The following is a 21,431-nucleotide window of genomic DNA, read 5'->3' as shown; positions in this document are numbered from 1 at the left end:
GTGGAGCTGCCCGCAAACCGATTCCGGCCCTTTTTGAAGTCACCCGACAAATCGATCAAGGTTTTTCTGATTTACGGACCCGATGAAGGACTGGTTCGCGAACTCGGCAAGGCCTTGTGTTTATCCATAGTCGACAGCCTCAATGATCCCTTCTGTTATGGCGAACTCAGCGCCAGCGATCTAAGCAGTGATCCGGCGAAACTTATGGATGAACTGACCGCCATTTCAATGATGGGGGGGGACCGCGTTGTTCGCTTGCGGGGCGCGACCGGCAACAGCAAAAACCTGATTGAGCCAGCCCTGGATCTTGATCTGGATACGACAACCTTCGTCATCGAAGCGGGGGATATTCGCAAAGACAGCGCCCTGGTCAAGAAAGTGAAGTCAGCTCCCCATGGCGCCGTGACGCCCTGCTTTCATGACAAAGCACAAGATGTTACCGGCCTGATCAAGGAGATCCTTGGCGCTGCCGGTTTGTCGGCGTCTCGGGATGTTGAAGACTATCTTTGTCAAAATCTTGGAAGCGACCGTTCGATTTCACGGCAGGAGCTGGATAAGCTGGTGCTGTATATGGGGAATGAAAAACGCCCGGTGACCCTGGAAGATGTGCAGGTGAATATTGGCGATTCTTCCTCTCAAACGGTCTTTGACATCATCGATGCGACTTTGAGCGGTAATTTACAAGCCCTGGAAAGACGGATGAACAAGGCTTTTTCCGCCGGAGAAAGCCCCATCGCCTTTTTAAGGCTTATCCAGGGACAATTAAAACAACTCCATAAGGCCGCGGCTTTGATCGATGCAGGGCAGAAATCGGGAGAGGCCATGAAAAAGGCCGGCATTCCGTTTTTCAACCAAAAGAAAGCACAAGTTCAGCTCAGCGGCAAAACCGGTGCCCATATGGCCACTTGCCTCGATATCACATTGAATGCGGAAATCGATTGCAAAACCACTGGCTATCCTGACGAGACACTCTGTCGGCGCGCCCTGATGCGGATCGCCATGGCCAGCCGCCGCCGCTAACTATTCCGCCAGATTGCTGCCGGATCGTCGCGCAAGCCATAGGCCCGCCGACAGCAAGAGCGCGAAACCGGCCCAGGCAACGACGCCCTGTGGATCAACGGAAAACCCAAAAAGCGAGAGATTATCAGGAGATACCAGCGGATTTTTCAGGAAATAGACCATTTCACACAAACCGACAAAACCAACCATCGCCACAACCAGGCCCGTAAAACACAGAAAGTAGGATCGCAGCGCGCCCCTACCTTCATCCTGCCGGATTTTAAGCATTATGTCCGCAACAAGCCCCGTCAAGCCCCTGGGCGCAAACAAGACAATGGCAATAAATACGATGCCCGTATAAAGGTTCCAGATATCCGTCAGCCCGCTGAGACCGGAGAAGAGTAATGTCAGTAATACGGCGCCAAGCGGCGGACCCCAAAAATAACCAACACCGCCGATAAAGACCATTTGCAGGATCAGCCAGGATTGCTGCAAACTGATAATCTCCACCGTGACAAACTCATAGGCCAGCGCAAAAAGCCCGCCGCCAATCCCGGCCAGAAACCCTGAAAGGCAGAAGGTCAGATACCGCAATTTATAACGGCTATATCCCAGATATTCGACCCGGTCCGAATTTTGCCCGACCGCCGTCGCCAGACGCCCGAGCGGACTCCCGTTAAACCAGGCAGCCATAACAATAACCACCAACACCCAGAACCAGACCACATAGAACACATCCGCATCCGTTTGGAAATTGACGCCGGCAAAGGTCGGAATGTCGGTCCGGTCGACGGATCCCCCATAAAAGCGCCCGAAAACAGTGGATGAGGCCAGAATCAGCTCGGCCATGGCGAAGCTCAACATGGCGAAAATCAGGCCTCCGCGCTTAGTCGTAAAACTGCCAAAGACAAGCGCCATGGCCAATCCGGCGATCCCGCCAAACACCGGAATGACAGGCGCTGAAATCCAGCTTTCCCCGTTGGAGACCATATGAATGACATGAACCGTAAAAAAGCCGCCGAAGCCGAAATAGACCGCCTGGCCAAGCGACAGCAATCCGGCCTTTCCCAACAGTAAATTATAGGAAATAGCCAGAATAATGGCGATTCCCATCTGATTGAGCGTCAAAATCGACGCCGGATTGGGAAACAGGTCGGGCAGCCACAAGGCGGCGATTGCCAGACCTGTCAAACAGAGAAACCTAGTCAGCTGGGGCATTGATACAAAGGGTCATTGATATGTGTTTTTATTATAATTGATCATGGGGCGATCATACCGCATCCCTTCGAAGAAGACAGTGGTTTCGCTGCAATTTCACTGCAATTTTTTGATCAGATAAGGCGCGTAACCGCCAAACCGACAGCGGCGACCGCTCCCAGGATCGGAACCCATAGGGGGATGACAAAAATATCCTGTTGTGCCTGCCTGGTTTGCCGCGTCAGTTTGACCCGGATAAGCGACAGGTTGACCGTAAAAAAGACCACCAGAACCATTAGCGATGTGAAGGCGGCCAACTCTTCGATGGGAAACCATAAGGCGAGACCAAGCGACACCGACCCGACAATGATTGTCGCCAAAACCGGGGTTCGCGTGACGGCATTGACGGATGAGAGAACGGACGGCAGATGCCCCTGCGCCGCCAGGCCATACAATACCCGTGACGCCATGATTATCTGAATAAGACCGCCATTTAACGTGGCCAGAATGGCAATTATCCCAAAAGGCGCATACAGAAAAGCCGTCTCGCCGGAAAACAAATAGCTCAGCGGGGCCGCCGATGTGATGAGCTGATCAAGGGGAACATTGGCGACGACGACCATAACCACGGCCAGATACAGGATCGTCGACAGGATCAAGGTGAGAAGAATGGCGCGGGGCAAGGTTTTGCGCGGGTTTTTAACCTCCTCCGCCACATTGGCCATATCCTCAAATCCGATAAACGCAAAAAAAGCGAGAAGCGCCCCGCTGGCAATACCGGCCCAGACAGAGCTGTCAAAAGGCGGGATCAGGTCCGGCAACCGGCCCGGATCCATGGAGATGTTCGTCCAGCCGACGAACAGCACCAGCAACAATCCGGAAATTTCCACAAGCGTAATAAATCCCGCCAGCAGCACGGATTCAAAAATACCCCAGATTGCCAATCCGGAAATTGCGGCAACAACGCAAATCAGCAGCACAAAGGAAGGAGCGGTAAGAAATCGCGATGCATATTCCGCCGCGCCAATGGAAACAACGGCTGTTGATACGACACCCGACATCATTACCAGAATACCGATGAGCAAGGATAGATGTTTGCGGGCAAACCCGGCATCCACATACGCCGCCTCCCCGGCACTTAAAGGATAACGTGTGCTGAACTCCGCATAGGACAGGGCGGTAAAAACCACAACTGCGGCGGCAACCAGAAACGAAACCGGCGCATAGATCCCCGCTTTTGCGGCCGTAGCGCCAATCAGGACATAAATCCCGGCTCCGACGGTAACGCCCAGCCCGTAAAGTGTCAGGAGGGGCAGGCTCAATGCCCGCCGCAGGGTCGGTTTTGCCATATCGATCCTCTTTGCCATTCTTCAGGACTTTATAGCCAAAAATACCGCCTGTGAAATTGATTGAACGCAATGCGGGGGGGGGAAACAGCCGCCTAAAATACATCTTCATTCTTCATTCAGGGAGGCAGAAATTGAATATCAGCGCGACAAAATCTCTTTTACAGGATCGCCTCGCCAGTAAAAGCAAGCATCTTGAAAAAATCACCACGTCCTTGAGGGCCGAACATAGCAAGTCTTTCTCAGAGCAGGCCATGGAACGGGAATCCGATGAGGTCAAAGAGCAATTGAAAGCAAGCATCGAGATTGAAATCAACCAGATCAACGCGGCCCTTGACCGGATTGAATCAGATACTTACACCGCGTGTAGTAAATGTGACGGTCCCATCGGTCAGAATCGTCTGGCGGCGCTGCCTTATACACAACTGTGCATTAATTGCGCCGACTGAGAACAATAAATACGACAACCACATATGGGATTGCGGTTTTAAAGGACGAGCTGTACAGTCCGGTCAATGACGTCACCTTCCCGAAAACTTGCCGCAATACTGTCCGCTGATGTGGTCGGATATTCCCGCCTGATGGGACAGGATGAAGTGCGGACATTGTCCGCTTTGCGGTCGCTTCGGCAAAAAACATTTGAGCCGGTCATTCTGGCCTGGCGCGGAACTGTGGTGAAACGCATGGGCGACGGCTGGCTGGTGGAATTCGCCTCAGTTGTCGATGCGGTAAATTGCGCCATGGAAGTGCAAAAGGAATTGGCTGATGAGGACATCATCAAGCTTCGCATGGGCATTCATATTGGCGATATTGTCCATGAAGACGAGGATATCTACGGGGACGGTGTCAATATTGCCTCCCGCCTGCAGGAACAGGCGGCCCCCGGCGGGATCGCCATTTCCGCTTTCGCCCATGGCAGTCTTGATGAGGTGGTGAGATCAGGCTTTCAAAGCCTGGGTACGTCAAAGCTTAAAAATATTTCCCAGAAAATCGAGATTTTTGGCTGGGGGGACGCCGCGCCTGCGCCAGATCCTGTCACCAAACCCAGTGACCGTTCTTCGGTCATGGTTCTCCCCTTCTCGGTGTCCGGCGGTGCGGCTGACGGCGAACTGATGGCGGAAGGGCTGACCGATGCCGTGATTACGGCCTTGTCCCGTTTTTCCTGGTTCCTGACCCTGCCCCGCAATACCAGCAACCGCTATCGTGACAAATCGGTTGATATTGCCCAGTTACGCCGCGATCATCATGTCTCCTACGTGCTGGAAAGCAGTTTGAGAACGTCTGGTGCCAGGGCCCGGGTCAATGCGGAATTGCTGGATACCCGGACCGGTAAATCTGTCTGGAGTGACCGCTTTGACGGGACTGCGGAGGATCCGTTTGAACTGGAAGACAAAATTACCCGCTCCATTCTCTCCGAGCTGACCTCGCGTATTGTCGGTGCCGAGACCCAGCGCGTAAAAACCGGCGGAGATGGCAGCGCCTGGGATTTGATGATGCAGGGACGCGGCCTGCTCTGGCGCATATCAGAAGAAGATATCGCCGCAGCGCAAAAACTATTTCACCGGGCCATCGAGTTGGAGCCGGAAAGTGGCCTCGGTCAGGCTGATCTGGCCTGGTCCTACGGGTATCAGGGGTTCTGTGGTTGGGGTGGCAGCCTGGAGGAAGTTGGTCGTAATTCGATCCTCGCTTCGGAAAAGGCCATTGCCGCAGATCCAACGGATGCCTACGCTCTTGCCGCAGGCAGCGGTGCCCGCTCTTTTTCCGGGGATTCCGCCTATGGCATCACGCTGGCCCGCCGGGCCATAAAGTATAATTACAACCTCGCGGCAGCCCATACGGTCCTGGCACTGGCCTTGTTTCAAACCGCCGAATATGAAGAGGCTCTTGAGCATGTGGGCGAGGCTTTTGCCCTCAGTCCCAATGACCCGCTTAAATCCATCACCCTGGCGGTGCGCGGTATTATTTTCCTGATGACCGGACAGCACGAGGAAATGCTGGATAATGCCCAGGTGCTGATCCGCGATTTTCCCGGCATGCCCACGGGCTGGCGGCATCTGGCGAGCAGTTACGCCTTGTTGGGCCGGTCCGATGAGGCCCTGAAAGTCGTAAACGAGAAAATTCTGGCCCTGCTGCCCGGCCATACGGCCGGTGAAGCCGGGCGCACCGTTCCCTTCGGCGATAACATTGCGGCGCGCAGTCATTTTGTTGACGCCCTTGTAAAAGCCGGCTTACCGAAATAAATCCGTTTTCCCTTATGATGCCGTCCCGAACCGGCGGGCGGAAATTGCCTTGCGTTTGGCGGCTTCAACGTCCCGGTTTCGCGGCGGTGCCTGGGTTTCCAGCGACGCGAGGAGCCGTGACGCCACCTCCGTTACTTCCTCGACAGCCCGATCAAAGGCCGCCTGATTTCCCTTCGATGGATGGGTGAAACCACTGAGTTTGCGCACAAACTGCAGCGCAGACGCCTCGATTTCCGCCTCCGTCGCGGGCGGTTCAAAGTTGAACAGGGTTTTGATATTTCGGCACATTTTCGTCTCCCTTTTACCTCTGCGAGTATAGAACGGGCGGTCCCGGCAGTATAGTCTTCACCAGCAATTGACAACGCCGCCATCCCTTCCTACCGTTGCCCCTCATTATGAGGGAGGTGCGGGATGACAGATACATATAAGGGGGGCTGTTTTTGCGGTGCCATCCGCTATGAAGCGACGGGTGCACCAACTCGTGTCTCCGCCTGTTCCTGCGAATGGTGCCGAAAGCGCACGGGCAGCGCGCTCGGTCTGTCCGTCTATTTTGACGACACGGATATTACCTTTAACGCCGGAAAACGAACGCTCTTCCGGCTTACCTCCGACGCCGGGCGCTGGTTGCAGACGGAATTCTGCCCCACTTGCGGAACCACCGTCAGCTGGACCCTGGAATTTCATCCGGGCAAGCGCGGGATCGCGGGCGGCACGTTCGATGCCCCCAATATGTGGTTTGCCCCGGAACGCTATGTGTTCACCCGCAGCAAGCCGGACTGGCTGCATATTGACGGAGATCTGGAGATGAGCGACGGTATGGCGGACTAGCGGCTTGCTATCGCCGCTTTTTCAGCTTCTGGATGGCATTTTCCAGGTTATTGAGAAATTGCGACCGGTCCTTTTTGCTAAAGGCCGCATTATGACCTGAAATCTCCCCGGTTTGCCGTAAATGGGCGTTGAGGTCACGCATGGCCAGGGACATTCCGATGGATCTTTCGTCAAACGGTTTGCCCGTCGGCCCCATAACCACGGAGCCTTTTTTGAGGCTGCGGTCGGCCAGCGGGATATCGGACGTGACGACAATATCCCCCGCCCCGGTATTTTCCACGATCCAGTCATCGGCCGCATCAAACCCGTCATCGACCACAACCTGCTCGATCAGCAGGCTTTGCGGCAGGCGCATCCAGCTGTTGCTGACCACACAGGTGACCAGGTTATGTCGTCCGGCGACTTTGTAAATCTCGTCTTTCACCGGACAGGCATCGGCATCTATAAATATTCGGATCATGCAAGGGTACCCTGACAGTATCGGGAAATGTTATATCCCGCCTATGCTTACGGGCAAAGTGGGGAATAATCGAGTTCTTTCTTGAAAAACAGCCCTAAGGGAATAAGATGAAAACAATACTAGGCCAAACATCGCCTTTAAAGAGTTTGTAACTGTTTCTCTTATAAAAAAGCACTGAAGAGATGATTGATTTGATTGATTTCCCGCGAAAGGATGCGCCATGAGGCTCCGAAGCAAAAACCTGTTATCCGTACTGATCGGCCTTGCCACCGCCAGCTCCCTTTTTATGAGTTCTGAAAGCCGGGCCGAAGGTCATGTGGCGCTGAGCGAGGTTTCGGGGGATTATGCAACCGTAACCGATGGCTGGTATCTGGAACAGAAATGCAACAGCCTGTCCGCCAAGGAGCATCAGGAGCTGGAATGGCAGGTCTGGCGGATCAATGAATGGATCGCCAGGTTTAACGGGGTACCGTTTGTCGTGGCCGCGCAAAATCACGCCAGCAGAGCCGCGGCGGCGGCGGACTGCAATGCCGACGCCTCCAAAATCGCGACGGATACCCTGACCTTGGCCCGTTCCCTCGGCGGGGAAATGACCGGTGGCGAATATACCCACCCCTCCTCGCTGACCCGCTATAACATGCGGCGTTTCACCCGGGCGGCCCTTGGCATCGATGTGATCATGGAGGTGTGCAAGCATTTCGATATGAGCGACGCCCGCTGGACAGAGGTCAAGACCTCCTTCGATGCCGTCGCCGCCAAGCTTAAGGCGGAAAATCCCGAATTGATGAAGGAAGCCATGGGCCTGATCGACGCCCAGCGGGAGAAATTCACCGAAAACGAATGCAATGCCCGCGCCCGGCAGATGGTCAACGGCTCCCTGTTTGCCTTAAATGGCCTTGAAAAGTCGCTGAAATAACCGGCAATACCCATCGGGAGGGCATATATGTTTTACGATCGCTTCACCCGGTTGCTGCATGTTTTTTTGGCAGCGGGAATAGTGGCCCAGCTGTTGGTCAGCGAATGGATGCATCACCCGCGACCAGAGAAACCGGGAAATTTTCTGTATGACCTGCATGAATATCTCGGTCTGACGCTGCTTGGCCTGTTGATCCTGCATTGGCTCTGGTCATTTGTCAGAGGCGGCGTTGTCCCGATGGCGCAGCTGTTTCCCTGGTTCTCCGGCGATCGGCGGCGCGCCCTGCTGGCGGATATCCGCCATTATGCCAATCATATGCGCAAGCTGAAACTCCCCGATGCGTCAGAGCCAAGCCCTCTGGCCGGCGCCATTCAGGGTGTCGGCCTGGTCGTTGCCAGTATCATGGCCCTGACCGGCAGCTTGATTTACTTCAATGTGGGCGACAACTGGTCCTTTGCCCCCTGGCTGGATTTCGTAAAGGAAATCCACGAGTTCCTCGGTCCCGTCATGTGGGGATATCTGGCGGTTCATGCGAGCGCCGCCATTGTCCATCAGCTGTTCGGCCACAAGCTGATAACCGATATGTTCAACCTCCGCCGCAAGAGCAGCACCGATTGACGGATCACGCCTAATACAGGGTTTCCGTATAGGATGTATCGAGGACCTGCTGCATTTCAGCCGTATTGAGGCCGCCGATCTGGTCGGCGTATATTTTCGCGGGTGAGGGCAGCGCGTTCACGTCGAGGCGCGCCGCCGGATCCCATAAACGGGAGCGAATAAGCGCCTTGCCGCAATGCAAATAGGCTTCGGTCACGTCGATTTTGAGGGTGGTCACCGGTGTCTTGCCCTGGGCCACGCCCCGGGCCAGCAGCTGCGGATCGGTCGAGATTGCGGCCTTGCCGTTAATGCGCAGGGTTTCGCGCAGGCCCGGGATCATGAACAATAGCCCGACCGCCGGATTAACAACAATATTGCGCAGGGTATCGAGCCGGTTATTGCCCGGCCGGTCCGGCAACAGCAAGGTGGTATCATCCAGAACATCGATAAAGCCCGGCGCATCCCCGCGCGGCGAGGTATCCGTGCCGCCATCAATGCCATGGGTGCCGATCACCAGAAACGGGCAATTGCTAATAAAATCCCGGCAATGGCTATCCAGTGCGCTCAACACCTTGCGCTGCACCTTCTCGTTCGGCTGCTTGTAGATCTCATACAGGGCGTCAACAGTTGTTACGGTGTGATCGGTCATATTCTATCTCCAGCTTCTTCTACCCCAGCGGTCCTGAGGGGGCATTTTCATCAATTTTCCCGTTCCAGGGCACGGCGCGCATCGTCATTGATCGGTTCGCCATTGGCAGCAAAAAGATAGCATTTCCTCTCTGGCGAGGCAATTTGGCATGCCTCCCTCGCATTTCGGACAGTTGATGAATGGCCGGACGGCGACCGGCCTGTCGAAAACCCTTCACCATAGTTGATACCGTCACCACTCACAAAATACGCCGTAAAATCATACCGTTCACGTGTTGTTATTCGCGCCGTAAACCTCTTCAATTGACGGTCCGTGATACGATATTCCATCCCGTCATATTCATGGGTCCGGGTGTCAGCGAATTTTGGTGGCTCTTCCAGCAAACTGGCGAGTACCCGCGGATCCATCCCTTTCCAAACAATGCGACCATCAAGGTCAAGTAACTTGCACGTTCCAGACGAGCTTCCTTTTGTGCAGTTTTCCATTGCTTTTTCCACGGCATAGCCTTGGCCATGCGATTCCTTTTGACCAGACCATCCATATGAATAGCCGGACGCATTATAGACAAAGGCAAAGTTATGACGCGGATATTTTTCAATAGCCAATTTATACGCCTGATAGGCACGAACAGATTTTCCGGGCATATTCGAAATCGGGCCGCTACCGGCTTTTTCTGTGGTCTGGCAAGCGGTTAGGGTAAGCAAGGTGGCAATAACGAGAGCAAAAAGACGCATAATCAATCCATCGGTATTCGGGAATACTCTTCTTCCTAAACACTATAGAATGGTAGTGCGGTCATGGCGAGAAAAATCAGGGGTCGCCGGATCACATCTGCAGATCCCACATGTCCTTGCAGGGCATCAATTATCCCGTTCCAGGGCACGGCGCGCATCGTCGTTGACCGGTTCGCCATTGGTGGTGAAAAGGTAGCATTTCCTCTCTGGCGAGGCAATTTTACATTTCCCTCTCGCATTGTGGACTGCTGATGAATGGCCTGATGGCGAGCGGCTATCCGTATACCCGTCCCCATAGTTGACGCCGTCCCCACTCACAAAAAACGCCGAAAAATCAGACTGTTCACGGATATCACTGCGTAACCTAAATTTCTTCAATTGACGGTCCGTGATCCGATATTCCTTCCCGTCATATTCATGGGTCTGGGTGTCCACGAAATCTGGTAGCTCTTCCAGCAGGCGAGCGAGCACGTGCGCATCCACCCCTTGCCAAACGATACGGCCATCAATATCAAGTATTTCACAGGTTCCGATGGTACGGTTCTTGCCACAAATTTCCAAAGCTTCTTCGATTGCGTGGCCAATGCCATCATTTTCGCGTCGACTGACCCAGCCTGAGCTACGGTCGGTTTTATTATAGGCAAAGACCATATTCTGGCGGTCGGTTTCTTCCATGATCTGGCGATAGTTCTTATAGGAGGAAATAATATTATCCGGCATATCTGAAATCGGGCCGCTACCGGCTTTTTCTGTTGTCTGGCAGGCGGTTAGGGGTATCAGGGTGGCAATAACGAGAGCAAATAGACGCATAATCAATCCATCGGTATTGGGGAATATTCTTCTTTCTAAACACTATAGAATGGTGGGAAACCAATGGCGAGACTTATCTGCTGGCGCCATGGCGCCACGGCCGGATACCGGGTCGTTTACCGGCGCGGCCAGGCTTGCGGGAAATGCGGCGCGGCGAAGCGATCCCCGTCTTTCATGTCAAACCCCGGCAGCAACGCCATCACCTTCTGGTTCTCCACGAACGTGCCGGGCCGGTCGTCATATTCCGCATCATCCCCGAGATAGCGCAGCGCCAATCCGCGCCGCCGCCCGGTCAAGGAGGCATTGCCCGCCGCATAATGCACGGTCAGCGGATGATGCAGGATGACATCGCCCGGCCCCACATCCCAATGCAGGATATCAAAGTTATCGCGCATGGCCTCAAAATCCGGTAACGGCTCCAACCCCGCCTTGGCATAGATATCGGCAAAGCCCGTATCCTTGCCAAAGGCCGCCGGCGCATACATCTTGCCCCATTTATGCGACCCCCGGATATATTGCACCACGCCAGATTCCAAGGTCGCGTCGTCAAACGGCACCCACAGCGACAGAATATGGTTCCCGCGCACCGGCCAATAGGGCAGATCCTGATGCCAGGGCGTGGGCTCGATGGTGCCGGGCTCTTTCACCAATAGCTGATCATAGAAGAAATGCGCGGTTTTGGATTGCATCACCTGCACCGCCAGTTCCGGCATGGGACTACCTAAGATAAAGCGCTTGAAGTCCGGATCGCGCATCCAGACGAAGAAATCCCCGTAATAGCGGCCTTTATTGCCGTCGGGCGTATATTCCACCGAGGCCGCGCCGGGATCGTTCAAGATCCGCTCGATCGCTGTGCGCATGACCTCAATCCACCCCGCAGGCACCACATCGCGGATAACGGCGGCGCCATCCCGCTCGAACGCCGCAATTTCCTCCGCCGTAATCTGCCGGGATAGTTTTGTGGGTAAGGTTTGCGTCATCGCCCTCTCCTGCCTGAAGATTTTCTTTTCCCTATTATAGCGGCGGGCGCTGATTGGTCAAAGCATGGCAGGGATTCGATACCGGGAAACGACCCGCTTTAAACGTTTTAAGTGTGCGTCCTTTTTCTTATAATCAGATAACACCACATCAACCCTAGTACAAAAGACGCCACAAGCATCAAAAGGCCGAAGCCTAAATTTATGCCCGCTCCAATCATCCAGATGCCGATCGCCAGCCCGCCAAGGGACGCCATAACCATTACAACCATCAAGCCAAAACCAGCCTTTTTTGCCACTTCTTCAAGTGATTGTCGATACGTCAATTTCTCGTCAGTTTTCTGCAAACCCCGGGTCAGCAAAAATGTGGCAATCATGTGACACAACCAATATGGTGGAAGGAGAAACCAGATCGCCATCCAGTCAAATTTTTGATAAACGGTTAATATGATGATACCCGCAAGAACAGACTGACCTGCGGAGACATAAAGGATTTTCTTTTTCCGGGCAGCCGTGTCCAGAATGTAGCCCGATCCAAATATGCCCCACGGGAAATAGAGCGTGTCGCCCTTGTCGGTGTTCCGAAAGCTTCCGGCCATCAGAAATTCGATTATTTTCAATTAGCCACCCTTTCGTATTGCTGTGAGAGGCCTTAAGATACCGATAGTTAGATTTAGTAACCTTGTTTTATTTCAAATACTTAGCCATCAAAAAATTGGTCAGCTCGACACCGTTGCGCTCCACGGTTTGCTCTGTTACCTCGCGCCAGCCATGTTTCAGAAAGAACCGCCGGGCCATATGGCTGGCCTCCGTGCCAAGTGCCACAAGGTCCCGGTCCTGGGCAATCTCGAGGATCTTCCTGTACAGATCCTCGGCCACCCCCATGCCCATGACAGCCGGCAGAACATAAGCCAGATCCAGCATGCCGCCGCCGGTCAGGGACATAAAACCAACAACCCGGTTGTTCTTTACTGCCACCATAGTGGTGGCATTGGCCAGGCGCTGCCCCCATAATGGTGGTTTGGGAATTTCCGGGGCCCAGGCCTGTCTCTGGGCCAGGGAATAAAAGCTGGCAGCGCCGATATGTACTGAGTCATAAAAGACACGCGCCGTCTGCTGCGCATCGGAGGCGCAATAGGGGCGAATGGTGAAGCAGGGATACAGGGGCATGGAGTGGGACTTTAACCAACGGTATCGAACGGTGGAGACAACCATAGGGCTATTCCTGTCAAGACATTACAAATATACAAATCAATTAGGACAAATGAATACAATGTAAATAAATTGAAATTTTGTCCTTAATTGGGGTTTATTATTCTTATTTAAAGGGTGCAGAAATAATATTGAAAATATAAAAATATTGGAGCTGGATCAAATAGAATTTTCACATAGGCCGGTGGTGGACAAAAATAATTGGGAGAGATCCCGGAGATTTGGTTTTGACGGTTTTACCACTCCTGGGCGCCACAAATACCCCGGGGAAATTTATTTTTTCCCGGCATCTGCCGGATTGACCACATGCTGGTGATCCACAACGTCCCATGGCAAGCCGTCGTTCCTGTATATACGTTTGCCAAGATTGGGGTAATCGCCCACATCATGGGCTAATCTCTGGCCCACCACGATGCATTTGAGAATGTCGGAACCGGAATTGACCATGGTATGCGCTTCTCCTGCTTTTCGATAGCCGATGAAGTCACCTTCGCTGATGGCATGGGTCTCGGAGCCAATGATCACCTGCCCTTTTCCAGAAAGCACGTAAGTGCATTCGTCCTCATATTGGTGAACATGAAACTCGGTGGAGCTTTTCCCCGGTGGGACCTCAATAATATGGAAGCCAAAGCCGGTAAGTCCGGTCAGGTCCCCTAACGACTTGTTGGTTCGTTGCGCGTTTTCATTCAGGAAATGGGTTTTCTGCAATCCCTCCATAGCCTCGATTTCAGTTTTCTTGATGATATATGTGTCCATGTACAACTCCTTTTTTGTGACGCGGGTTGATAAATGCCAAATATCCGGTCCGTCTAAGCCCGAATCTCACACAAGCCATTGTCCCAATACACGACATGATGTGTCGAGCGGCCTGAAAACGCGGGTTGGTTTCCATATATTGTGGCGGCTGGGCTGCGAGATGTCAGGGTTTCTGCCGGTTTCAGCTGATGTTTTCGCCGCTGACCAAAATCATTCGAAGCACCAGGTTTGAGCGGTATAATTGCCAAATTATACTCGAATTACGGGAATTACTCTTCTTTTGGATCTTCAAGCGCGGAATCCAGTGCGGACTGGATTTCATCCCCATAAGAATAGCTTTTCACCTCATCCTCGGTCAGCGGATCCTCGATCAGACCATGCAGGGGTTCCCGGGTCAGGCGGCGGCAGGCATCATCCAGATGGTCGAGATCTTCATATCGGATGGTCAGCGTTCCGCTGCCGTCGTCATTATGGCGGATGTCCACGGCCATATCGATGGCCTGGGACAAATCGTCTTCCAGGGCAAGAACATCGGCACTTTTATTGTAGCGGGAAACCTGAAAGCCGCTGTTATGGGAGCCCTTGTCCGCTTTCTTCGTTTTCTTCTTGCCCAGCTCCTCCGCCGCGCGAACGCTCAAGCCTTCTTCAACGATTTTCAGGGCCAAAGCCTCCGGATCCTCAGCATTTATCAGGGTTCTGGCGGCGCTGGCGCTCAGGCGCCCTTCGCGGATCAGGGTTTGAACAGCCTCCGGCAGGACCAGAAGGCGCATCAGGTTGGCCACATGGGACCGGCTTTTGCCAACTTTCTTGGACAGGCTCTCCTGAATATAGTCGAACTCCTCCATCAGGCGGCGATAGGCTTCCGCTTCCTCGATCGGTGACAGGTCCTCGCGCTGGATATTCTCGATAATGGCGATTTCCATGCTTTCCGCATCGGTCAGTTCCTTGATCACCACCGGGACTTCATGCAGCTGCGCCATTTGTGCGGCCCGCCAGCGGCGTTCCCCGGCGATAATTTCGAACTCCACTTCTTGATCGGGGTCACGGCGGACAAGGATAGGTTGCAGAATGCCCTTTTCCCGCACGGACGCGGATAAACTCTCCAGGGCTTCCTGGTCCCAGTCCTGCCTCGGTTGATACCGATTGGGCCGGAGCTGTTCCACAGGGACTTCCTTGGTGGCCCGGACCTTGTCCAGGTCGGCGTAATCCGCGGGACTGTCATCGCCAAGCAGGGCGGAAAGGCCGCGTCCGAGTTTTTTCTTCGGGTTTTCTTCTGTCATCATCATCTCATTCATGCAACTTCAGCCGCGTTTAACTGGCGTTCACGGCGGATGACCTCTTTGGCGAGGCCGATATAAGCCTGGCTGCCGGCACAGCGATGATCGTAAATCAACACCGGCTTGCCATGGCTGGGTGCCTCCGAAACCCGCACGTTCCGGGGAATAACGGTCCGGTAGACCTTGTCACCGAGAAAGTCGCGGACATCCTGCGACACCTGCAGGGACAGGTTGTTGCGTTTGTCGAACATGGTCAGGACCACGCCCTGGATTTCCAGCTGCGGGTTCAGGGTCTGGCGCACCCGGTCGATGGTTTTCATCAACATGCTCAGGCCTTCCAGGGCGAAAAACTCACATTGCAGCGGCACCACAACCGCATGGACGGCGACCAGGGCATTCAAAGTCAACAGGTTCAGCGACGGCGGGCAATCAATCAGAATATAGTCATAGCGGTCACTAATTTCCGAGATGGCATCATATAAGCGGTGGCTGCGGCGGTCCAGCTCCACCAGTTCCAGCTCGGCGCCGGACAGGTCCGCGGTCGAGGGGACCAGGTCCAGCTGTGGGATATCTGTCTTGTAAATTGCTGATTTTATTGGGGTTTCTCCCATCAGCACGCCATAGACATTGTTCTCCCGGTTGTCCCGTGAGATCCCCAATCCTGTACTGGCATTGCCTTGCGGGTCCGTATCGATGATCAGGACGGTCTGGCCGATGGCCGCCAGGGCCGTTGCCAGATTGATGGTGGTGGTGGTTTTGCCAACGCCGCCTTTTTGATTGGCGATCGCCAAAATCCGGGCTGTCGTCCGTTGATGCAGGGTGCCTACATGTGTGTTCATACCATCCGCTCCTGGGTTAGGAGTGACGGCTGACCTTGGTCAATTTCACGATACAGCCGTCATCACTTGTTAAACTACGATATTTCTCCACCTGCATATTCCAACATTTAGACGCATTGGTCAATTCATCATCTACATCTTGTCCCTTTAAAAACAAAAATTCTGTTTTTGCATGGGCGAAGGGCGCCGCGTAATCCAGCAGCTTTTCCAACGGTGCCAGCGCCCGGGCCGAGATCACATCGACGGAAAAAGGCGGAATTTCCTCGATCCGGGCCCGGTGGACTGTCAGACCGGCCAATGTTTCACGTGAAACATTTTGCATGAACAGGCATTTTCTCTGGTCACTTTCCACTGCATGAACCTCGAATTCCGTGGCAATGGCCACGACCAGCGCCGGGAAGCCTGCCCCGCTACCAAGGTCAAGCCAACTCCCTTTCGATAGGGAGACACCGGACAGCAATTGCCAGCTATCCAGCATATGCCGCCGCCAAAGATCGGGGAGCGTCGACTTTCCCACCAGGTTAATGGCCTTTTGCCACTTCTCCAGCAAGGCGGCATAGCGCCTCAGATGGTCCAATGTTTCACGTGAAACATTTGTCTGGTCCTGAAATTCCTCAGCGGTAAAGGGGGCTGGTTTATCCGACACGCTTGTGATGCTCGCCGCGTTTTACATAGGACAGCAGCGCCGTCAATGCCGCCGGGGTCACACCGGAAATCCGCGCCGCCTGCCCCAAGGTTGTCGGCCGGGTGTCTTCCAGTTTCTGTCGGACCTCGTTGGACAGGCCGCCAATTTCCCCATAGGCCAGATCCTCCGGCAAGCTCAAAGCTTCGTCTTTGCGGAAGTCGCGAATGTCGGATCTCTGCCGCTCCAGGTAACCGCTATATTGCGCATCTACGGCCATCTGCTCGAGAATTTCCGCTTTAAATTCAGCGACTTGTGGCCAGATCCCCGTGATGTCATCCAGGCCGATATCCGGATAGGCCAGTAAATCGGCCGCCCGTCGCCGGACACCATCCTGATTGACATTCAGGCCGTGACGGCGGGCTTCAGTCGGGGTCAGGTTGAGCGTATCGAACATCGCCCGGGCCGCGGCAAGGGCCTCCTTCTTCGCGGCGAATTTCTCCCGGCGCTCCGGCCCGATGCAGCCCAGATCCGCGCCGATGTCGGTCAGCCGCTGGTCCGCGTTATCGGCCCGCAGGATCAGCCGGTATTCCGCCCGCGATGTAAACATGCGATAGGGTTCCTTGGTGCCGCGGGTGACCAGATCATCAATCATCACGCCGATATAGGCATCGGCGCGGTCAAGGATAACATCGGTCCCGCCCCCGGCCCGCCGGGCGGCATTCAGTCCGGCCATCAGGCCTTGCGCCGCCGCTTCCTCATATCCGGTGGTGCCATTGATCTGCCCGGCCAGGTACAGGTTTTTCAGACGGCGCGTCTCCAATGTGGGTTTCAGCTCCCGCGGATCGACAAAATCATATTCAATGGCATAGCCCGGCCGGGAATACTCAACATTCTCCAGCCCCGGAATGGATCGCAGGAACGCCATCTGCACATCTTCGGGCAACGAAGTTGATATGCCATTGGGATAAATGGTGTCATCATCCAGCCCTTCGGGCTCCAGGAAGATCTGATGGCTGGCCTTGTCGGCGAAGCGCACCACCTTATCTTCGATGGACGGGCAATAGCGCGGCCCGGTGCCATCGATTTGCCCCGAATACATGGGCGCCCGATGCAAATTGTCACGAATAATCTCGTGGGTTTTCTCGGTCGTATGGGTGATATGACAGGAAATCTGCGGGGTGGTTATCGCCTCTGTCAGGAAGGAGAAGGGGACCGGCAGGTCATCGCCCGGCTGTTCCTGTAGGATCGACCAGTTAATGCTTTTGCCATCCAGCCGCGCCGGAGTCCCGGTTTTCAACCGCCCCAGCTCAAATCCCGCCGCTTGCAGAGTGTTGGACAAACCATTGGAGGGATCATCGCCGATGCGGCCCGCCGGGATCTTCACTTCCCCCAGATGGATCAGGCCGCGCAGGAAGGTGCCTGTCGTCAGGATCACCTTGCCGCAGGGAATTTCCGTACCGTCCGCCAGTATCACACCCTTGACAATGCCGCCCTCCACCCTCAAATCTTCCACCGCGCCGGCTTGCAGATCGAGATTGGGCTGACTTTTAAGAGCTGCCTGCATGGCCTGGCGATATATCTTGCGATCCGACTGGGCGCGCGGCCCGCGAACGGCAGGGCCCTTGCGGCGGTTGAGAAGCCGGAACTGGATCCCGGCGGCATCGGCCACCCGGCCCATGACCCCGTCCAGCGCATCAATCTCCCGCACCAGATGCCCCTTGCCCAGGCCGCCAATGGCCGGGTTGCAGGACATCTCGCCGATGGTGTCGAGCTTATGGGTCAGCAACAGGGTGGCCGCACCAAGGCGTGCCGAGGCCGCCGCGGCCTCACAGCCCGCATGTCCGCCCCCGATGACAATGACATCATAATGTTTCATGGGGACCTCATATAAACCCCCTGCCCCAAATGTCAACGGACCATGGGCGCATTCGGCCCCGGTGCCGGATTTTTTGATCTTTTTCACCGATTTTGTCTTTTATATAACAGGAAAACCGCTGTTTTCTGCGCCTGTGAAAATGTTTCACGTGAAACATTGGCCCTTTGGAATCACAAAAAACAGCCTGAAAAGGAATCCAAAATGCCGTATATCAGCGGCTACAGGCACAACTTCATGGCCACTCTATTCCCGGCGACAGGGCTGACCTGCTTATCCTGAAGAAGCAGAGCGGCCAGACCGGCCGAGCAGTCTTCAATCGGAACAACCCGAAACCCCAGCTTCCTGTAGAAATTGCGGCTCCAGGGAAGGCTCCGGTCCGTTGTCAGGCTTATATGCGTATGGCCCCGCCGGCGCGCGTCGGATATAAGGGCTTGGACAAGCCGTTCTCCGATACCCTGTCCCTGATGGTCGAAGGCAACGGATATTTCCTGAATATGGAGCGCCTCCTCAATGCGGGTTGCGGCGAGAAAGGCGATGGGTTTCCCCGCGTCCGCAGCAACCCAAAGGCTGCCCTGCCGATGGGACTCCAGAAGGATATCCTCCGCCAGTGTCCGGTCCGTATAAGAGGTATCACCATCGAAATGATCCACAAAAACCTGCGCCGCGGATCTCTCGACCGCGGCCAGAAATTGCAAATCATTCTTAGTAGATAGCCGTATCAATCCTAGAAATTCCATTATAAAACAATTAGTTAAGTTTCTGGCCTTTGAAAAAACCCGCACCAGCGAGCCCAAATAACGACGGAGATAAACCCCTTTATCCCGATACAGTAATCGCCGAACACCTCCTCGAGACTATCCTCCACCTCAACGCGGCTGGTGATCCGCCCCAAAGCACGGACGGCACCGCAGGACAAAGCCGCCATTGGCTGTTATTCCAAAACCTTTTCAAAAAAGACCCGACGGAACCCCTCTTCTTCTCTGCGATCTGTTTCAGAAAATCCCAAATGAGGGTATATGGCGAGGTTTTCGGTCATTTTCTCGTTTGTGTAGAGCCGGATTGATCCGAGGTCCAGCCGTCTGGCTTCAGCTTCGCAAAACGCCATAAGGCGTTTGCCAACACCCCTGCCGACGGCCGATCCCTTCACAGCCACATTCTCTAGAAACATGTGATCCTTCCTTGGGAAAAAGACGATAAAACCATCAACTTCGCCACGTAAATTTTCGGCAACGTGAACAATCCCTTCGGATATCTGAAGCCCAAAATCCGCGATCATTGGAGCAGGTTTTTTGCCAATTGCAGAAATATACTTCTCATAAGCGTCTTCTGCACAAGCACGAATACTTTCCTCATCCGCCTTACATGCCCTTCGTATCGTCATTTGAAAACCTCAGGCAATCCCCTATTTGCCGATACAGAAATCGCCGAAAACCACATCTAGGATATCTTCCACGTCAACGCGGCCGGTGATCCGTCCCAAAGCCCGCACGGCAAGCCGCACATCTTCCGCCGCCAGCTCGGCTTCGGCGGCCAGCAGAAACCGCTGCAGCGCCGCGACACATTCCTCCAGCGCCATCCGGTGGCGGAGCTGGGTCAGGGCCGGGGCGCCGGACACATCGAGACGGCGTACAACCTCGGCTTCCAGCCCGTTCAGAAGCCCGTCAACCCCGATCCCGGTTTTCACCGACAGCGACAGACTGCCCGCCGGGGCATACCCCTTTCTGCCAAGATCTGTTTTATTGACCACGTGAATATCCCCTGTCCGGTGCAAATCGGCGAAACCGGCGGGGATCTGAGGATGCCTGGCCGTCGTCATCAGGATCCGGATATCGGCCTGCTCCGCCCGCTCCAGGGCCCGCCGCACGCCTTCGCGCTCAATCACGTTGCCCGCATCGCGCAATCCCGCCGTATCGGCAATGGTCACCGGATACCCGGCGAGATCAAGATGCACCTCGACAATATCGCGGGTGGTGCCCGCCTGCTCGGAGACAATGGCCGCGTCGCGCCGGGCGAGGGCATTGAGCAAGCTGGACTTGCCCACATTGGGCGTCCCGATAATCGCCACATCCAGGCCATCGCGGATCTTCTCCCCCCGGTGGCCATCGGCGAGATGGCTTTGCAGCTCTGCCGTCAGCTCCGTGATCCGGGGCGCGATGGCCTCGGCCACACCGCCCGGCAGATCCTCGTCGGGGAAATCGATATCCGCTTCCAGATGGGCAAGGCTGCCGATCAACTCGTTGCGCCAGCCATCATACAGGGCGCCCAGCGCCCCCTGCATCTGCCGCAGGGCCTGCTGCCGCTGGGCCTCCGTCTCCGCATTGACCAGATCAGCCAGACCCTCGGCTTCCGTCAGGTCCAGCTTGCCATTCTCGAAAGCCCGCCGGGTAAACTCCCCGGGGTCCGCCGGACGCAGGCCTTTTGAGGCCGCCAATTGATCAAACAGGGTCCGCAGAACGGCCAGTCCGCCATGCAAATGCAGCTCGACCACATCCTCGCCGGTAAAGCTGTTGGGGGCCGCGAACAATATGGCAAGCGATTGATCTATAACGGTTTTTTTATCAATTGTGACGATATTTCGGACCACGGCACGATGGGATTCCGGTAAATCCCGGGTTGTCATTGCCGCAAGGGACGCCAGGGCGCCAGGGCCCGACAGACGGACCACAGCAACCCCGGATCGGCCCCGGCCACTGGCCAGGGCGAAGATTGTATCATTGGACATAAAAGACGCCTGCTCCGCTTATTTCTTGGTCGGATCCATGCCGAATTGCGACAGGAACATCTTCTGCATTTGCTCCATGCCCTGAATGCCGGCGGGCAGCCATGTCTTCATCATGCTTTCCGGGTCGAGACTGTTGATATTCTCCATCATCCTGGCCTGTAATTGTGCCATCACGGCTTCCTGCATCTTCTCCACGTCGGGCAACCCTAAAAAAGTCCTTGCTTCTTGTGGCGTACAATCAATATCTACATTAATCTTCATGTCCAACGCTCCTTTTGTCCGGAATGGCTCTGGCCGTATTGATCCAGCGGTCCCGGGTGGGGTACAACAAAAGTCATAGTTTCTTTTACACCGGATCACCCGGTGAACAA

At 54.8% G+C, this 21,431-nt stretch carries 26 protein-coding genes; 6 read left to right on the top strand and 20 right to left on the bottom strand.

The window, feature by feature from the left end:
- A complete protein-coding gene (gene holA / locus NBZ79_RS00365) occupies positions 1 to 1,020 on the top strand; it encodes a DNA polymerase III subunit delta (RefSeq protein WP_251934454.1) in 1,020 nt (339 codons plus the stop codon).
- On the opposite strand, the gene NBZ79_RS00360 is transcribed toward holA, so the two are convergent.
- Together NBZ79_RS00360 and NBZ79_RS00355 are read right to left on the bottom strand one after the other, a co-directional pair.
- Positions 1,021 to 2,190 (bottom strand): branched-chain amino acid ABC transporter permease, encoded by a 1,170-nt coding sequence (locus NBZ79_RS00360; protein ID WP_251934453.1) that lies wholly within the window; start codon positions 2,188 to 2,190, stop codon positions 1,021 to 1,023.
- 140 nt (positions 2,191 to 2,330) lie between these two features.
- Complete coding sequence (locus NBZ79_RS00355; RefSeq protein ID WP_251934451.1) at positions 2,331 to 3,545, bottom strand: APC family permease; 1,215 nt, start codon at positions 3,543 to 3,545, stop codon at positions 2,331 to 2,333.
- 131 nt (positions 3,546 to 3,676) lie between these two features.
- Here NBZ79_RS00355 and NBZ79_RS00350 point away from each other — a divergent pair, with 131 nt between their 5' ends.
- Complete coding sequence (locus NBZ79_RS00350; RefSeq protein ID WP_251934448.1) at positions 3,677 to 3,991, top strand: TraR/DksA family transcriptional regulator; 315 nt, start codon at positions 3,677 to 3,679, stop codon at positions 3,989 to 3,991.
- A gap of 66 nt (positions 3,992 to 4,057) precedes the next feature.
- On the top strand, positions 4,058 to 5,782 hold the full coding sequence (locus tag NBZ79_RS00345) for an adenylate/guanylate cyclase domain-containing protein (RefSeq protein ID WP_251934445.1): 1,725 nt from the start codon (positions 4,058 to 4,060) through the stop codon (positions 5,780 to 5,782).
- Positions 5,783 to 5,794: 12 nt separating this feature from the next.
- Here NBZ79_RS00345 and NBZ79_RS00340 read toward each other — a convergent pair whose 3' ends face one another.
- Entirely contained in the window at positions 5,795 to 6,070 is a 276-nt protein-coding gene (locus NBZ79_RS00340; protein WP_251934444.1) for a DUF2277 domain-containing protein, read from the bottom strand.
- A 123-nt stretch (positions 6,071 to 6,193) separates the two neighbouring features.
- Here NBZ79_RS00340 and NBZ79_RS00335 point away from each other — a divergent pair, with 123 nt between their 5' ends.
- Positions 6,194 to 6,610 carry a GFA family protein gene (locus tag NBZ79_RS00335; RefSeq protein WP_251934443.1) on the top strand — a complete coding sequence of 139 codons (417 nt, stop codon included), beginning with the start codon at positions 6,194 to 6,196 and terminating at the stop codon, positions 6,608 to 6,610.
- Positions 6,611 to 6,617: 7 nt separating this feature from the next.
- Here the strand turns inward: NBZ79_RS00335 and NBZ79_RS00330 are convergent, their stop codons facing one another.
- The gene (locus NBZ79_RS00330; protein WP_251934442.1) at positions 6,618 to 7,070 is read right to left on the bottom strand and encodes a YaiI/YqxD family protein; all 453 of its coding nucleotides are present in this window, start codon (positions 7,068 to 7,070) and stop codon (positions 6,618 to 6,620) included.
- 220 nt (positions 7,071 to 7,290) lie between these two features.
- On the opposite strand from NBZ79_RS00330, the gene NBZ79_RS00325 reads away from it, so the two are divergent.
- A complete protein-coding gene (locus NBZ79_RS00325; protein WP_251934441.1) occupies positions 7,291 to 7,986 on the top strand; it encodes a hypothetical protein in 696 nt (231 codons plus the stop codon).
- Positions 7,987 to 8,013: 27 nt separating this feature from the next.
- Positions 8,014 to 8,604, top strand: coding sequence for a cytochrome b/b6 domain-containing protein (locus NBZ79_RS00320; protein WP_251934439.1), 591 nt, complete (start codon positions 8,014 to 8,016; stop codon positions 8,602 to 8,604).
- A gap of 10 nt (positions 8,605 to 8,614) precedes the next feature.
- Here the strand turns inward: NBZ79_RS00320 and NBZ79_RS00315 are convergent, their stop codons facing one another.
- The 16 genes from NBZ79_RS00315 to NBZ79_RS00240 form a co-directional block, all read right to left on the bottom strand.
- Entirely contained in the window at positions 8,615 to 9,232 is a 618-nt protein-coding gene (locus tag NBZ79_RS00315) for a pyridoxamine 5'-phosphate oxidase family protein (RefSeq protein WP_251934437.1), read from the bottom strand.
- Positions 9,233 to 9,282: 50 nt separating this feature from the next.
- Positions 9,283 to 9,966 carry a hypothetical protein gene (locus tag NBZ79_RS00310; RefSeq protein WP_251934435.1) on the bottom strand — a complete coding sequence of 228 codons (684 nt, stop codon included), beginning with the start codon at positions 9,964 to 9,966 and terminating at the stop codon, positions 9,283 to 9,285.
- 126 nt (positions 9,967 to 10,092) lie between these two features.
- A complete protein-coding gene (locus tag NBZ79_RS00305) occupies positions 10,093 to 10,776 on the bottom strand; it encodes a hypothetical protein (RefSeq protein ID WP_251934433.1) in 684 nt (227 codons plus the stop codon).
- 116 nt (positions 10,777 to 10,892) lie between these two features.
- Entirely contained in the window at positions 10,893 to 11,756 is an 864-nt protein-coding gene (locus NBZ79_RS00300) for a phytanoyl-CoA dioxygenase family protein (RefSeq protein ID WP_251934431.1), read from the bottom strand.
- 107 nt (positions 11,757 to 11,863) lie between these two features.
- A complete protein-coding gene (locus NBZ79_RS00295; RefSeq protein ID WP_251934429.1) occupies positions 11,864 to 12,373 on the bottom strand; it encodes a hypothetical protein in 510 nt (169 codons plus the stop codon).
- Positions 12,374 to 12,440: 67 nt separating this feature from the next.
- A complete protein-coding gene (locus NBZ79_RS00290; RefSeq protein ID WP_251934427.1) occupies positions 12,441 to 12,968 on the bottom strand; it encodes a GNAT family N-acetyltransferase in 528 nt (175 codons plus the stop codon).
- A gap of 270 nt (positions 12,969 to 13,238) precedes the next feature.
- Positions 13,239 to 13,721, bottom strand: a complete 483-nt coding sequence (locus NBZ79_RS00285) for a cupin domain-containing protein (RefSeq protein ID WP_251934419.1) — start codon at positions 13,719 to 13,721, stop codon at positions 13,239 to 13,241.
- Positions 13,722 to 13,990: 269 nt separating this feature from the next.
- Complete coding sequence (locus NBZ79_RS00280) at positions 13,991 to 15,016, bottom strand: ParB/RepB/Spo0J family partition protein (RefSeq protein ID WP_251934418.1); 1,026 nt, start codon at positions 15,014 to 15,016, stop codon at positions 13,991 to 13,993.
- A complete protein-coding gene (locus tag NBZ79_RS00275) occupies positions 15,013 to 15,837 on the bottom strand; it encodes a ParA family protein (RefSeq protein ID WP_251934417.1) in 825 nt (274 codons plus the stop codon). Before NBZ79_RS00275 ends, NBZ79_RS00280 begins: the two co-directional genes overlap by 4 nt.
- Before the next feature lie 16 nt (positions 15,838 to 15,853).
- Positions 15,854 to 16,483 carry a 16S rRNA (guanine(527)-N(7))-methyltransferase RsmG gene (rsmG, locus tag NBZ79_RS00270; protein ID WP_251934416.1) on the bottom strand — a complete coding sequence of 210 codons (630 nt, stop codon included), beginning with the start codon at positions 16,481 to 16,483 and terminating at the stop codon, positions 15,854 to 15,856.
- The gene (gene mnmG, locus NBZ79_RS00265) at positions 16,473 to 18,338 is read right to left on the bottom strand and encodes a tRNA uridine-5-carboxymethylaminomethyl(34) synthesis enzyme MnmG (RefSeq protein WP_274706919.1); all 1,866 of its coding nucleotides are present in this window, start codon (positions 18,336 to 18,338) and stop codon (positions 16,473 to 16,475) included. The genes rsmG and mnmG overlap by 11 nt, the downstream gene beginning before the upstream one ends.
- Positions 18,339 to 18,556: 218 nt before the next feature.
- The gene (locus tag NBZ79_RS00260) at positions 18,557 to 19,060 is read right to left on the bottom strand and encodes a GNAT family N-acetyltransferase (protein ID WP_251934414.1); all 504 of its coding nucleotides are present in this window, start codon (positions 19,058 to 19,060) and stop codon (positions 18,557 to 18,559) included.
- Between the two features lie 29 nt (positions 19,061 to 19,089).
- Entirely contained in the window at positions 19,090 to 19,263 is a 174-nt protein-coding gene (locus tag NBZ79_RS00255) for a hypothetical protein (RefSeq protein ID WP_251934413.1), read from the bottom strand.
- 6 nt (positions 19,264 to 19,269) lie between these two features.
- The gene (locus NBZ79_RS00250; RefSeq protein WP_251934412.1) at positions 19,270 to 19,719 is read right to left on the bottom strand and encodes a GNAT family N-acetyltransferase; all 450 of its coding nucleotides are present in this window, start codon (positions 19,717 to 19,719) and stop codon (positions 19,270 to 19,272) included.
- A 21-nt stretch (positions 19,720 to 19,740) separates the two neighbouring features.
- The gene (mnmE, locus tag NBZ79_RS00245; protein ID WP_251934411.1) at positions 19,741 to 21,060 is read right to left on the bottom strand and encodes a tRNA uridine-5-carboxymethylaminomethyl(34) synthesis GTPase MnmE; all 1,320 of its coding nucleotides are present in this window, start codon (positions 21,058 to 21,060) and stop codon (positions 19,741 to 19,743) included.
- A gap of 18 nt (positions 21,061 to 21,078) precedes the next feature.
- Positions 21,079 to 21,321 (bottom strand): DUF6489 family protein, encoded by a 243-nt coding sequence (locus NBZ79_RS00240; RefSeq protein ID WP_251934410.1) that lies wholly within the window; start codon positions 21,319 to 21,321, stop codon positions 21,079 to 21,081.
- Positions 21,322 to 21,431: the final 110 nt, after the last annotated feature.

Source organism: Sneathiella marina (assembly GCF_023746535.1).
Lineage (GTDB): Bacteria > Pseudomonadota > Alphaproteobacteria > Sneathiellales > Sneathiellaceae > Sneathiella > Sneathiella marina.
Note: the sequence above shows the minus strand (reverse complement) of the source record. Positions and strands in the feature narration are given on the sequence as shown.